Below are 12,998 nucleotides of genomic sequence, written 5' to 3'. Positions count from 1 at the left end.
GCCCCTACTTCTTCTTTCGGCTCTTCCTCGGGGGGGGAACCTTCGCCCCTTTCCGGCGCGCCTCGGACAGCCCGATGGCGATCGCTTGCTTGCGGCTGGTCACCTTCTTCCCGCTGCGGCCGCTGCGGAGGGTGCCCCGCTTCCGCCTGCGCATGGCCGACTTGACGGCCTTCTGGGAACCCTTGCCATATCTCGCCATGTGCGAATCTCCCTTCCGGGTCGCCGTCCGAGCAATCAGGATGCCGGCGCGAAGGGCGGTCCTCGACGCTCAGGCGGCCTTGGCCAGCTCGGCCGGTTGCCGGAGCGTACGCTGCTGGAGGAGCGCGAGCACCGCGGCCTCTTCAGGCCGAAGCCGGCGCAGTGTCGTCGCGGACGCCTTCTCGGTCCGGACGGCGAGCTGGTCGAGCAGGGAGCCCTGCAGGTAGGCGTCGATCACGACCGGGTGCACGTAGCTCTTCCGGCAAATGGCCGCCGTATTCCCGAGCCGTGCGGCCACCGTGGCCACGGCGCGCAGGACGTTGCGCCGGGCCTGAACCGTGGACTCGAACCTCGCCAGGTCCGCGAGCGCCATGGCGGCCAGCACCGTGGCGGTCCACGTGCGGAAATCCTTGGCGGTGATCTCCTGCCCGGTGATCCGGCGGAGGTACCCGTTGACGTCGCTCGAATCGATCGACACCGGCCGGCCCTGCGCGTCGAGGTACTGGAACAGTTCCTGGCCGGGAAGCTCCTGACAGCGCGCCACTACCCCGGCCAGGCGGCGGTCGCTGACGTCGACCTCGTGGGACCGGCCACCCTTGCCCCGGAACTGGAAGCGCACGGTAGAACCCAGGACATCGACGTGCCGGTTGTGCAGCGTGGTCAGGCCGAACGACTTGTTGTGGCGCGCGTACTCCGGGTTGCCCACCCGGATCAGCGTGCTCTCGAGGAGCCGAACGACGGTCGCCAGCACCTTTTCGCGGGGAAGACCCCGGCGGGCGAGGTGACGGTCCGTCACCGCCCGGATCCGAGGCAGGGCCGTGGCGAACGCAACCAGCCGATCGAACTTGGTCGCGTCGCGGATGGCCCGCCAGCGCGCGTGGTAGCGGTACTGCTTGCGCCCGCGGGCATCACGCCCCGTCGCCTGGATGTGACCCCGCAGACCCGGGCAGATCCAGACGTCCCGCCAGGCCGGGGGGATCGCCAGCCCCCGGAGTCGCGCCAGCTCACGCCGGTCGCGGACGGGCCGTCCCGCGGGATCGAGGTAGACAAAGCCCGAGCCTGTACGCCGGCGCCGGATGCCGGGAACCCGGTCGCTCGCGTAGCGGAGGCTGGCGGCGCGGGCGGCCTCGACGGGGTCGAGGGCGTCCCGCCGGCCGGGGGGGCTCTGTCCTCTCGTCAGTCGTCTTCCTCGTGGAGATCCTTGATGGTTCAGGCCTCCCAGCCGCGGGGCGGGCGGGGCAGGGACTCTTCGGCCGAGGAGAGCAGCGCCCCGGGCTTGTTCACGATCTGCACGCTGCTCGTCTGCGGGCCCATCGCGCCCTGGGACTCGGCGAAGCGCACCTCGGTCCCGATCGCCAGCCGCTCCCAATCGTCCCCGAGCACGCTGTGCCGATGCATGTAGATCTCGCGACCCTCCGGTGTCTTCAAGAAGCCGTAGTCCTCGTCGCGGAACAGCCGGACCACCAGCGCCCGCGGCTCCTGCGGCGTCTTGACCTCGCCGCGCTGCTTCTCGACGAGCTCCTTCAGCTGCCGCCCGGCGGCCTTGAAGGCCCGGTTCACGACGGTGCGGAGGTCGTCGTGCATGTCGCTGTCCAGCGGATCCCGCGACACCACGATCTCGTGGCCGGGCGGCACCGTGATGTCGATGCGCACCCGGTAGGGGTTTCCGGCTCGCTGGTGGCGCTGAGGGCGCTCGATGGCGACGCGGCAGCTCGTGATGTGATCGCAGAAGGTCTCGAGCTTGTCGGCCTTCTCGCGGACGAGCGCTTCGATGTCATCCGTTCGCGGCACGTCCCGGAACGTGATCTCGAGTGGGACCTGCATTTACGCGGCCTCCGGTGCCTTCACGGTCAGGACCGAGCAGGGAGCCAGGCGCGCCACTCGCTCCGCGACGCTGCCGAGGAGCAGGCGGTTCAGCCCGGTGAGTCCATGGGTCCCGACGACGATCAGATCGGCCTGCTCGGCGCGGGCGGTGTCGGCGATCACGTCGGCCGCCGGGCCCGTCCGGAGAAGCGGCCGCACGGCCAGCCCGGTGGCGGACGCATCAGCGACGCGCTGATCGAGCGCCTTCTGGACCCACAGGCGTTGCTCCTCGTAGACGCGCTGGACCGAGGCTGTCTCCGCGGTGCTGTAGGGCCTCATCTCCACGAAGGCGTGCAAGAGCACGAGCTCGGCGCCGAGCCGCCGGGCGAGCTGGCTTCCCACGCCCAAGGCCGCTTCGGCGAATTCGGAGAAGTCCGTCGCGACCAGGATTCGCTTGAACACGGTGAGTCCCCGGCTGCAGGGTCGCTGACGCCAGACCGCTCTCAGGCGGCCTTCATCAGACCGTTGCGGCGGACGCTCAGCCGGACCTCGTCGCCGGAGACGCTCGCGATCTGCTCCGGAAGCACGTAGCGGTCGGCGGCGAACAGGCCGGCGCTGTCGATCTGCATGAACCCGTGCTGGGCCAGGCGCTCGCGGAGCTCTTCGGGCATGGAGTCGGAGGCGAAGAGGCCGCCGGCCAGGTCGTCGAGGAATGTCCGATCGAAGCGGTCCGGATCGGGAGGGCTGACCGCCCCCACGCCTCGGCCGATCTCCGCTTCGCTCGAGGCCCCCAAGTACACCCGTCGCACGGTCCCGATCCGGACATTGTCGCGATCGTAAACCGTCATCCCTTCCTGGATCCTGGCCAGGGTCTCACTGCCGAGCCGCGGACCGTCGGATCGCTGAGTCATCGTCATGTCCTCCTTGGCATCGAGTGCCGGCCGCCGGCGGCGGCCCGCCGCTGACGGGCCCGGCCGGCCTTCAGGGCGGGATCCAGCCCTCCGGGGGCTGCCGGTGCCGGCTGCGCCAGTCCCATCGGCGGAACAGCAACAGGGGGAGGGCCGTCAGAGCCGCGACGAGCACGAGAATCGTACGCAGGGCCATAGGTTCCCTCTCGGCCCAAGCCGGGCCACCCTCTTGCGTGCAAAGGCGGTACCGGAGGGAGGTTGCGAGCGAGAGCAGCCCTGGCGTATCGTGAACGCGCGATGCGGTCTCGCAAGTCCGTCCGCCCTGATGTCGAGCCCGCGGTCCGTGGCTGAGGGCGGCATCGACGTCCTCGCCGCGCGCCCCGCCGAGCTGGCCCTGCCGGCCGTCAAGCCCAAGGTCAGCCGCGATGACTGGATCATGCGCGCGCTCATGGGGCTCATCGGGCTCTATCTGGTGGTCACGCTGGCCCTGCCGCTCGCCGTCATGCTGGCGAAGAGCCTGCAGGACCACCAGGGCCGCTTCGTCGGGCTCGCCAACTACCTGCAGTACTTCAAGACGCCGGCGCTGTCGTATTCGATCCACAACAGCTTCTCCGTGGCGTTCCTCAGCACCGTCATCACGGTCCCGCTGGCGTTCGTCTACGCGTATGCCCTGACGCGGAGCTGCCTGCCGTTCAAGGGCTTGTTCAAGACGATCGCCCTCATCCCGATCCTGGTGCCGTCGATGCTGCCCGGTATCGCCTTGATCTACCTCTTCGGGAACCAGGGGATGATCAAGTGGCTCCTGTTCGGCCGGCCGATCTACGGTCCGATCGGCATCGTGTTGGCCGAGGTCTTCTTCACCTTTCCCCACGCGCTGCTGATCATCCTGACGGCACTCTCGCTCGCCGACGCGCGCTTGTACGAGGCGGCCATCGCGCTCCGGGCCAGCCGCCCCCGCATCTTCTACACGGTGACCCTGCCCGGAGGGCGCTACGGGCTCATCAGCGCGACCTTCGTCGTGTTCACGATGGTGATCACCGACTTCGGCGCGCCCAAGGTGATCGGCGGGCAGTACAACGTGCTGGCCACCGACGTCTACCGGCAGGTGATCGGGCAGCAGAACTTCGAGATGGGCGCGGTCGTCAGCGTGGTCCTGCTCGTCCCGGCCGCCTTCGCCTTCCTCGTCGACCGCGTCGCCCGGCGGCGGCAGGTCGCCCTCCTGTCGGCCCGGGCGGTGCCCTACCAGCCCAAGCCGAGTCGTGTCTTCGACCTCGCCATGCTCGGCTTCTGTGGCCTGATCTCCGTCTTGCTGGTCGGGATCATCGGCGTCTCGCAGTACGCCTCGCTGGTTCGGTTCTACCCTTACAATCTGAGCCTCAGCCTCTTCCATTACGACTTCGACCGGCGGGGCACCGCGGGTTGGGCGCCGTACGGGAACTCCATCCGGTTCGCGCTCTCCACGGCCCTGGTGGGCACCATCGTCGTCTTCGTCGGTGCCTACCTGGTCGAGAAGGGCCGTGGCTTCCTGGCGGGCCGGGCGGTCTTCCAGTTCCTCGCCATGATGCCGATGGCCATCCCCGGCCTCGTGCTCGGCCTCGCCTACATCTTCTTCTTCAACGATCCTGCCAACCCGCTCGGCTTCCTGTACCGCACCATGGGGATCCTGGTCATCAACACGATCGTCCACTTCTACACGGTGGCCCACCTCACTGCGGTCACCGCCCTCAAGCAGATGGACCCCGAGTTCGAGACCGTCTCGGCGTCACTCAAGCAGCCCTTCTACAAGACCTTCTGGCGGGTGACGGTGCCGGTCTGCCTCCCGGCCATCCTGGACGTCGGAATCTACCTCTTCGTCAACGCCATGACCACGGTCTCGGGGGTGGTGTTCCTGTGGGGCCCCGACACGGAGCTGGCCTCGGTGGCCGTGCTCGACATGGATGACGCGGGCCAGACGGCGGCGGCCGCCGCCATGGCCATGATGATCTTCTACACGAACGTGGCGATGCGCGGGCTCCACCTGTTGCTGGTGCGCGGCCTCGAGCGGCGCACGCAGGCCTGGCGGCGGCGCTAGCCGTCCTGGTCCCGCGGCGGCCATGAGCTCGACCCCGCTTCGCGACGCCGAGATCACCATCATCGGCGGCGGCGCCTTCGGCTGCGCGGTGGCCTACTTCCTGGCCAGGGCCGGAAAGCGCGACGTCGCGCTCCTGGAAAAGGACGAGCTCGCCTCCGGCACCACCAGCCAGGCGGCCGGCCTCGTGGGTCAGGTGCGGAGCTCCGCCGCCCGGGTCCGCATCGCCAGTTTCTCGGTGCGCACCTTCCAGGCCCTTCAGCGCGAGACCGGCTACGACCCCGACTACCGCGCGGTCGGCAGCCTGCGCCTCGCCCTGACGCCCGAGCGGGAGGCGGAGTTCCGGCACCTGGTGGCCGTCGGCCGGCAGGAGGGGCTCGACGTCGACTTCGTCCCGCTGCGGGAGGTCGCGGCGCGGTTTCCCCTGCTCGACCTCGCGCGTGTGCGGGCGGCCCTGTGGTGCCCGACCGATGGCTACATCCAGCCCTACGGGCTCACCATGGCGTACGCCCAGGGCGCCCGCGCCCTCGGGGTCCGGATCCATACCGGGACCCGGGCCCTGGCCCTGTCGAGTCGGCCCGGCGCCGTCACCGGCGTCCTGACCGATCGCGGAGCGATCCGCACCGAGACGATCGTGGTGGCCGCCGGCCCGTGGGCGGGCATGCTGGCGGCGACGGCCGGCGTCGAGCTGCCGATCGTCCCGGTCAGGCACCAGTACTTCGTCACCGAGCCGATCGCGGGCGCCTCGCCGGAGCTCCCGGTGCTCCGGATCCCGGATCTGCGGCTCTACGTTCGCGCGGAGATTCGCAGCCTCCTGGTGGGCGGATTCGAGGCGAATCCGACCAGCGTGGATCCGCGCACGCTGCCCCGCGACTACCGGGATCTCCGCGTCGAGCCCGAGTGGGAGCGGTTGGCCGGCTTCGGGCAGGACGCCCTCGAGGTACTCCCGGCGCTCGACGATACGCCGATCAACAGCACGTTCCAGGGGCTCCCGACGTTCACGCCCGACGGCCAGTTCTGCCTGGGCGAGGTGCCGGGGGTCCGCGGTCTCATCATGGCGGCCGGCTGCTGTGCCCACGGGGTGTCCGGGTCGGCCGGCCTCGGCGCGACAGTGGCGGCCACGATCCTGGGCCAGGAGCCCCTGGTGGACCTCGGCCCGGTCCGGGCGGCCCGCTTCCGCGCGGCGCCGGTGGCGTGGGCGGCGGCCCGCCGCGCGGCCGAGCAGGTGTACGGTGACTACTACGCGCTCCACCCGGACTTCGCGCGAGTGCCCGCCTCCGAGCGCGAGACGTGAACGAATCACCGAGGGAGGAACAGCGCATGGACGGACCCCAGGCCGGCGGCCCAGCCGGGCAGGCGACGGCCATCCGGCTCCTGAACCGGCTGGAGCGGAGCTTACCGAGCCACTACTACTGGGCGCCGGCGGTCTACGAGCAGGAGAAGGAGCGCCTGTTCTATCGGAAGTGGCTCTGCGCCGGGCGCGAGGAAGAGCTCGCCCGGCCCGGGGAGTTCGTGCTCCGACAGGTCGCCGATGAGAGCGTCTTGCTGGTGCGCGACAACGAAGGGGCGATCCGGGGCTTCTACAACGTCTGCCGGCACCGGGGGGCGCGGCTCGCCACCGAGGCCGAGGGGTGCTTTCCGCGTCACGGCATCACCTGTCCGTATCACGGCTGGACCTACGCTCTCGACGGCCGGCTCCAGGGGACCCCCCACATGGTCCGGATGCCCGACTTCGCCAAGCCCGACTACCCGCTCCATCCGATTCAGGTGACGGTGTGGGAAGGCTTCGTCTTCCTGAGCCTGGCGGCCGAGCCCATCCCGCTCCAGGAGCAGATGGAGGGGCTCTGGACCCACTTCGCCCGGTATCGGCTGCAGGCCCTCCGCCGCGCGACCCGTGTCGTCTACGACGTCGCGGCCAACTGGAAGCTCCTCATCGAGAACTTCACCGAGTGCTTTCACTGCCCTCACATTCATCCCGAGCTCGACCGGGTCACGCCCTACCTGGCCGGCGGCGCTGCCGAGCGGGAAGGCGCGCGCGCCTGGCGCGGCGGCCACTGGATGGAGCTCGCCGAGGGCTGTCACACCCTCACCGTCACGGGCGAAAAGCATCGGCCGAACCTGAGCGGCATCTCCCCCGAGGACCGGAGCCGCGTCTACTACAACACCCTCTACCCGAACTTCTTTCTGAGCCTCCACCCGGACTACGTGCTGACCCACACGCTCTGGCCGGCCGGGCCGGAACGGACCCGCCTCGTCTGCGAGTGGCTGTTCGAGCCCGAGACCATGGCCACCGGCGACTTCGACCCTCGCGACACGGTGGAGTTCTGGGACCTGGTGAACCGGCAAGATTTCCGGGTCTGCGAGCTGGCCCACCAGGGGAACCGCTCGCGGGCCCACCCGCACGGGGTCCACGTCGCGCAGGAATCCGGCCCGCAGCACTTCACCCGCTACATCCAGGCCGAGCTCCGCGACTGAGGCCGAGGCGACCGACGTCCCGGCCTTTGGCCCCGGTCGCTCTGCGCCATGGCGAACGCCGTCTACGTCGCGAGCGGCCTCACCGGGCGGCCGGTCACGCTGTCAGGCCTGGCCAATGGCATCCATGACCCGGCCTTCCGGCATGTGGGCCGGGACCAGCCCGAGAAGCCGGAGGCCGTTCCAGGCGAGCGCGGCGTTGGTGCTGAGCACGGGGATCGGGGAGAGCCGCTGGAGGTGCGGCAGCGCCTCGAGGGTGGGCAGGTTGGTCGAGACCAGCAGGAGGCTGTCGGCGCCGGCCGTGGGGACCCGCCGGGCCGCCTCGAACACGTCGCGCGGCGACAGGTCGTTGATGGCCTCGGGCTCGAGACCCAGCCGGTGGTCGCCCACGACTTCGAACCCGTGGGCCGCGAAGTACCGCCGCACCGCCAGGCACTTCGGCTCGGGGTAGGGGAGGAGCAAGGCCGGGCGCCGCGCGCCGATCGCGTGGAGCGCGTCGACCATGGACGCGGTAGCGCTCCGGGCGGGCAGCTGCGCTTTCGCGGACAGCTCCCGGCAGAACGCTTCGTCCTCGGTGACGCCTTGAAGACACACGCTGGCCACGCAGCAGTAGAGCACGGCCCGCGCGCCCAGGTAGGGGGCCTGGCCGGCCAGGGTCAGCGCGGTGGTGACCATCGCGTCCGGCGGACACTTGATGATCCGCAGCACGTTCCCGGTGACGCCGTCCGGCAGGGCCATCGCCAGCTCCGGCTCGATCACCGCGTTGTCGTAGGGGACGATCAGGGCGATCCGTCCGCGGGTGCCGTAGCGCACGTCGCGCAGCTGCTCCGGCTCGGTCGCGACGATCATGTCGGTGTGCCCCCTCTTCTCCCGCAGAAGCCGGCCCGGACGGGACATGATTCTAGCACGCGCGCCGCGCGGCCGAGGGGACGGGAGCCGGCATCCTCACACGCCTCGAGGGGCTTCGTTACCGGCCTCGAGGGCGGCTCGGCGGACGTCGACCCGCACCAGCAGCACCAGCCCCACGATGAAGAAGACCACCAGGGAGAGAATGGCGAGGCGGTAGCTGCCGGTGAACTGGAGGGTCAGGCCGAACAGGAGCGGACCCAGCCAGCTGGTGCCGCGCTCGCTCACCTCGTAAAGGCTGAAGTACTCCGCCTCGCGACCCGGCGGGATCATCAGCGAGTACACCGACCGGCTCAGCGCCTGGCTGCCGCCCAGGACCACCGCGATCACGGCGCCCAGGACGAAGAACCCGAGCGCCGTGCGTAGCAGGCCGAAGGCGTAGACCAGGCAGGCGGTCCAGATCACCAGCGTGATCATGATCGCCTGCTTGGTGCCGACCACTCGGGCGACGTAGTTGAACACGAGGGCGCCGAAGAACGCGACAAACTGCACCATGAGGATGACCTGGGTGAGCGTGGAGATCGGCAGGCCCAGCTCTTCTTGTCCGAACTGAGACGACAGGTTGATGACGGTCTGGACGCCGTCGTTGTAGAAGAGATAGGCGATCAGGAAGAGGAGGGTCTGGGGGTAGTCGCCGGCCGTCCGGATGGTGTGCCGCAGTTGCCGGAAGCCGAGGGTCAGGTACGACTGGCCGGGCGGCACGCCCTTGAGCGGTCGCCGCGTCCGCAGCGTGGCCAGCGGGATGAGCGTGAAGAGGGCCCACCACACGCCGGCGGACGCCAGACTGATGCGGACGGCGGTGCCGGTCGCCAGGCCCAGGTCGCCGGCCCAGGCGAACAGGGCCAGGTTCATGGCCAGCAGCACGCCGCCGCCCAGATAGCCGACCGCCCACCCCATCGACGAGACGGCGTCACGTTCGTCCGGGCCGGCGAGCTCCGGGAGGAACGCGTTGTAGATGACGATCGAGGCGCCGAAGCTCAGGTTGGCCACCAGGAAGAGCACGCCTCCCCACAGATAGTTGGTCCCTTCCAGGAAGAAGAGCCCGATGGTGGCGAGGGCGCCGACGTACGCGAACAGGGCCAGCATCTGCTTCTTGCGGTGCGAGTAGTCGGCAATGGCGCCGAGGATGGGGAGAAAGATCACCTGGCCCAGGACCGAGAGCGACACGACGTAGGGGAAGAACGACCCGGCGTACACGGGGATGCCGAGAGGATGGACGAACCCGCTCGCGTCAGCGGCGGCGCGGGTGACCGTCGTGAGGTACGGGCCGAGGAACACCGTGACGACGGTCGTGGCAAACGCGGAATTGGCCCAATCGTAGAAATACCAGCCGACCCGCTCGCGCCGACTGGCCGGCGCTCCCGCGCGATCCATGGCGGCCACTCTCGCCCAGCGAAGCCGGCAAAGTCAATCCCGAGCCGGTCCGCGGCTTGACGGTGCTCCGGGCGGGGCTCTAAAATGGACCCCATCGTCGCCTTGATCACCCTCCGACAGGTCCCCTGAGAGCCCGATGCCGACGGGCGCGCTGATCGCCGGGGTCCACGAGTTTCCCGAGCGGAAGACCGCCCGCAGCGCCCTCGAGATCCAGGCGCTGGCCGCCCGGGCGGCGCTCGAGGACGCGGGCCTCGCCCTGAAGGACGTCGACGGCTACTTCACGGCGGCCGGCTCGGGCGGGCTGGGTCCGCTCCCGGTGCTCGACTATCTGAACCTCCACCCGCGCTACGTGGACGGGACCACGATCGGCGGCGCCTCGTTCGTCGCTCACGTGCACCATGCGGCGGCGGCGATCGCCCAGGGGCGCTGCCGCGTCGCCCTCGTGACCTACGGCTCGACGCCGCGCTCCCAGGGGATCGCGGTGGGGACCCGCGGCCGGACGGCCGGGGACTACCTCGATCAGTTCGAGGCGATCTACGGCACGTCGACCGTGGGCCTCTACGCGCTGGTGGCCCAGCGGCACATCCACGAGTACGGGACGACGGGCGCCCAGCTGGCGGCGGTCGCCGTGGCCTGCCGGCGGCACGCCGGGCGGAATCCGGTGGCATTCTATCGGGACCCCATCACGATCGAGGACGTCCTGCGCTCTCCCATGATCTCCTCGCCGCTCCACCTCCTTGACTGCTGCGTCATCACCGACGGCGGCGGGGCCGTGGTGGTGGTGCATCCCGACCTCGCCCGGGACCTGGCCAAGCGCCCGGTGGCCGTGCTGGCCGCGACCGAAGCCGTCGCCCACACCGCGGCCGGGAAGCGCGACTACCTGGTATCGGCGGCGGCCCAGACCGGACCCCGGGCCCTCGGGGAGGCCGGCGTCCGGCACGGCGACGTCGACCTGGCCATGATCTACGACTCCTTCACCATCACGGTGCTGGTGACGCTGGAGGACCTGGGATTCTGCCCGAAGGGGGAGGGCGGCCGCTTCGTCGAGGACGGGCGGCTCGGGCCCGGCGGGGCGCTCCCGATCAACACCGACGGCGGCGGCCTCTCGTCGAATCACCCGGGCATGCGCGGGATCTTCCTGGTCATCGAGGCCGTCCGCCAGCTCCGCGGCGAATGCGGCGAGCGCCAGGTGCCGAAGGCGCGCCTCGCGGTCGTCCACGGCACCGGCGGGGCGCTCGGCACCCGGCACTCCGGGGCCACCCTCGTCCTCGCCCGGACCTAGTCGCGCCTCGACCCCCGGCGATGAGCCCCTCCGCGAAGCCGCTGCCCGAGATCACGCCGGAGTCGCGACCCTTCTGGGAAGCCTGCCGGCGCCACGAGCTCCTGATCCAGCGATGCCGGGCATGCGGGGCGGCCCAGTACTACCCGCGCGGCGTCTGCGCGCATTGCTGGAGCGCGGACCTCGCCTGGGAGCCGAGCCGCGGCCGGGGCACCGTGTACACCTACACGGTGACCCACCGGAGCCAGGCCGCGGGATTCAAGGACGAGCTGCCATACGTGCTGGCCTGGGTCGAGCTGGCGGAAGGCCTGCAGGTCCTGACGAATCTCGTCGAGTGCGACCCGGGGCACGTCGCCATCGGCATGCCCGTCGAGGTGACCTTCGAGGACGTCACCCCCGAGCTGTCCATTCCACGATTCCGCCCTACCGCGAGGCCGGGCGATGCAGGTGGCGGAGACGCGGTCCTCCCAAGATAGCGTTTGGAGCGCGAGGTCCTATGGCCTCCCCAGCCGGAGATCCAACCTGGTAGCCGCCTCACGAAGCTCGCCGTCGGTGCCCCCCTGGTTGATCGATCCGGGACGCGCTATCCTGTCCGGGCGGCCGCCACCGCGCGAGGAGGCCCCCATGGATCTGACCTACGCGCCCGAGGACCTCGCCTTCCGGGACCGGACGCGGCGCTGGCTCGAGGCGAACGTGCCGCGGGGCGAGCTCAAGACGCTCGCCGAGCGCCGGGCGTGGCACCAGAAGCTCTACGACGCCGGCCTGGTCGGCATGGGGTGGCCCCGCCTCTACGGCGGCCAGGACGCGACGCCGATGCAGCAGGCGATCGCCGCCGCCGAGATGGCGCGCGTCAACGCCCCGCCGCCGATCAACGGCCTCGGCATCGCGATCGTGGGGCCGACGATCATCGTCCACGGCACCGACGCCCAGAAGCACCGCTACCTCAAGAAGATCCTCACCGCCGAGGAGCTCTGGTGCCAGCTCTACTCCGAGCCGAACGCCGGCTCCGATCTGGCGAGCCTCCGGACACGGGCCGAGGCGCGGGACGACCACTTCGTGGTGAACGGTCAGAAGATCTGGACCAGTGGCGGCGTCCTCGCCGACTGGGGCCTGCTGCTGGCCCGTACGGATTCGACCGTGCCCAAGCACAAGGGCATCTCGTGCTTCCTCCTCGGCATGCGCCAGCCCGGCGTCGAGGTGCGGCCCCTCCGGCAGATCACCGGCAGCGCCCATTTCTCCGAGGTCTTCATGACCGATGCCCGCGCCGAGACGGCGGATCTGGTGGGCCGGCTGGGCCAGGGCTGGGAGATCGCGCAGACGACCCTGTCGTACGAGCGCGGCGGGAACTCCCTGGCCCGGGTGACCCGGTACAAGGCGGCCTTCGGTCAGCTCGTTCAAGCGGCCCGGACGCTCACCCGCGGCGGGCGGCCGCTGCTCGACGACCCCCGCGTCCGGGCCCGGATCGGCCGGATCTACGCCGAGCTCGAGGTCCAGCGGTACGCGGCGCTCCGGGTCCTGTCCGCCCTCCAGAAGGGGGAGTCGCCCGGCCCGGCCTCCTCGATCACCCAGCTCTCCTACAGCGAGTTCGAGAAACGGTACCTCGAGCTGGCGCTGGAGGTCCTGGGCCCGTGGGGGCAGCTCATGGCCGGCGTGCCCTACGAGTTCCTGGACGTCGACACCTCCTCCGGCGAGGCCGGCACCTGGGCCCAGGCCTTCCTGTGGTCGCGGGCCGGCACGATCTACGCCGGCTCGTCGGAGATCCAGAAGAACGTGATCGGCGAGCGGGTGCTGGGTCTGCCGAAGGAGACCCGCGTCGATCGGCTGAAAGGCTAGGGGTGTGTCAGAGTAGCCCGACAGCTCGTCCCGAGACCGCGATGCGTCGAGCAGCGCTCCGAGCGGCGGCTATGCCGCCGCAACTTTGGGTTCGCGCGCCTCGGACGGCGGGGCCCCAGCCCCGCGACGTCTTGCGGCGCGCCGTTAGGGGGGGCAT

The 12,998-nt window shown here is 70.4% G+C and carries 14 protein-coding genes; 6 read left to right on the top strand and 8 right to left on the bottom strand.

All coding sequences use genetic code 11. The annotated features are described in order from the left end of the window. Positions 1–4: 4 nt before the first annotated feature. The 6 genes from VGW35_24310 to VGW35_24285 form a co-directional block, all read right to left on the bottom strand. Positions 5–199, bottom strand: a complete 195-nt coding sequence (locus VGW35_24310; protein ID HEV8310795.1) for a DUF6496 domain-containing protein — start codon at positions 197–199, stop codon at positions 5–7. Between the two features lie 69 nt (positions 200–268). After that, the gene (locus tag VGW35_24305; protein HEV8310794.1) at positions 269–1,201 is read right to left on the bottom strand and encodes a DNA topoisomerase IB; all 933 of its coding nucleotides are present in this window, start codon (positions 1,199–1,201) and stop codon (positions 269–271) included. Positions 1,202–1,407: 206 nt separating this feature from the next. Then, positions 1,408–2,022, bottom strand: coding sequence for an HPF/RaiA family ribosome-associated protein (locus VGW35_24300; GenBank protein HEV8310793.1), 615 nt, complete (start codon positions 2,020–2,022; stop codon positions 1,408–1,410). After that, positions 2,023–2,463 (bottom strand): universal stress protein, encoded by a 441-nt coding sequence (locus VGW35_24295; protein HEV8310792.1) that lies wholly within the window; start codon positions 2,461–2,463, stop codon positions 2,023–2,025. A 41-nt stretch (positions 2,464–2,504) separates the two neighbouring features. After that, the gene (locus VGW35_24290; protein HEV8310791.1) at positions 2,505–2,912 is read right to left on the bottom strand and encodes a hypothetical protein; all 408 of its coding nucleotides are present in this window, start codon (positions 2,910–2,912) and stop codon (positions 2,505–2,507) included. A gap of 70 nt (positions 2,913–2,982) precedes the next feature. Then, positions 2,983–3,105, bottom strand: a complete 123-nt coding sequence (locus VGW35_24285; GenBank protein ID HEV8310790.1) for a hypothetical protein — start codon at positions 3,103–3,105, stop codon at positions 2,983–2,985. A 240-nt stretch (positions 3,106–3,345) separates the two neighbouring features. On the opposite strand from VGW35_24285, the gene VGW35_24280 reads away from it, so the two are divergent. The 3 genes from VGW35_24280 to VGW35_24270 are packed head-to-tail and all read left to right on the top strand — an operon-like array spanning position 3,346 to position 7,452. Next, positions 3,346–4,980 carry a putative 2-aminoethylphosphonate ABC transporter permease subunit gene (locus tag VGW35_24280; GenBank protein ID HEV8310789.1) on the top strand — a complete coding sequence of 545 codons (1,635 nt, stop codon included), beginning with the start codon at positions 3,346–3,348 and terminating at the stop codon, positions 4,978–4,980. Between the two features lie 22 nt (positions 4,981–5,002). After that, positions 5,003–6,271, top strand: coding sequence for an FAD-dependent oxidoreductase (locus VGW35_24275; protein ID HEV8310788.1), 1,269 nt, complete (start codon positions 5,003–5,005; stop codon positions 6,269–6,271). Positions 6,272–6,297: 26 nt separating this feature from the next. Further along, positions 6,298–7,452, top strand: a complete 1,155-nt coding sequence (locus VGW35_24270) for an aromatic ring-hydroxylating dioxygenase subunit alpha (GenBank protein ID HEV8310787.1) — start codon at positions 6,298–6,300, stop codon at positions 7,450–7,452. A 102-nt stretch (positions 7,453–7,554) separates the two neighbouring features. Here VGW35_24270 and VGW35_24265 read toward each other — a convergent pair whose 3' ends face one another. After that, positions 7,555–8,298: a hypothetical protein gene (locus VGW35_24265; GenBank protein HEV8310786.1), complete on the bottom strand. Its 744-nt coding sequence runs from the start codon at positions 8,296–8,298 to the stop codon at positions 7,555–7,557. A 96-nt stretch (positions 8,299–8,394) separates the two neighbouring features. After that, on the bottom strand, positions 8,395–9,729 hold the full coding sequence (locus tag VGW35_24260) for an MFS transporter (GenBank protein ID HEV8310785.1): 1,335 nt from the start codon (positions 9,727–9,729) through the stop codon (positions 8,395–8,397). 136 nt (positions 9,730–9,865) lie between these two features. On the opposite strand from VGW35_24260, the gene VGW35_24255 reads away from it, so the two are divergent. The 3 genes from VGW35_24255 (at position 9,866) to VGW35_24245 (ending at position 12,841) form a co-directional block, all read left to right on the top strand. Next, positions 9,866–11,011 carry a thiolase domain-containing protein gene (locus VGW35_24255; GenBank protein HEV8310784.1) on the top strand — a complete coding sequence of 382 codons (1,146 nt, stop codon included), beginning with the start codon at positions 9,866–9,868 and terminating at the stop codon, positions 11,009–11,011. A 20-nt stretch (positions 11,012–11,031) separates the two neighbouring features. Beyond that, entirely contained in the window at positions 11,032–11,484 is a 453-nt protein-coding gene (locus VGW35_24250; protein ID HEV8310783.1) for a Zn-ribbon domain-containing OB-fold protein, read from the top strand. 148 nt (positions 11,485–11,632) lie between these two features. Continuing rightward, the gene (locus VGW35_24245; protein ID HEV8310782.1) at positions 11,633–12,841 is read left to right on the top strand and encodes an acyl-CoA dehydrogenase family protein; all 1,209 of its coding nucleotides are present in this window, start codon (positions 11,633–11,635) and stop codon (positions 12,839–12,841) included. The last annotated feature ends 157 nt before the right edge of the window (positions 12,842–12,998 follow it).

Source organism: Candidatus Methylomirabilota bacterium (assembly GCA_036005065.1).
Classification (GTDB): domain Bacteria; phylum Methylomirabilota; class Methylomirabilia; order Rokubacteriales; family DASRDR01; genus DASYQW01.
This window is presented reverse-complemented; position numbering and strand designations above follow the sequence as displayed.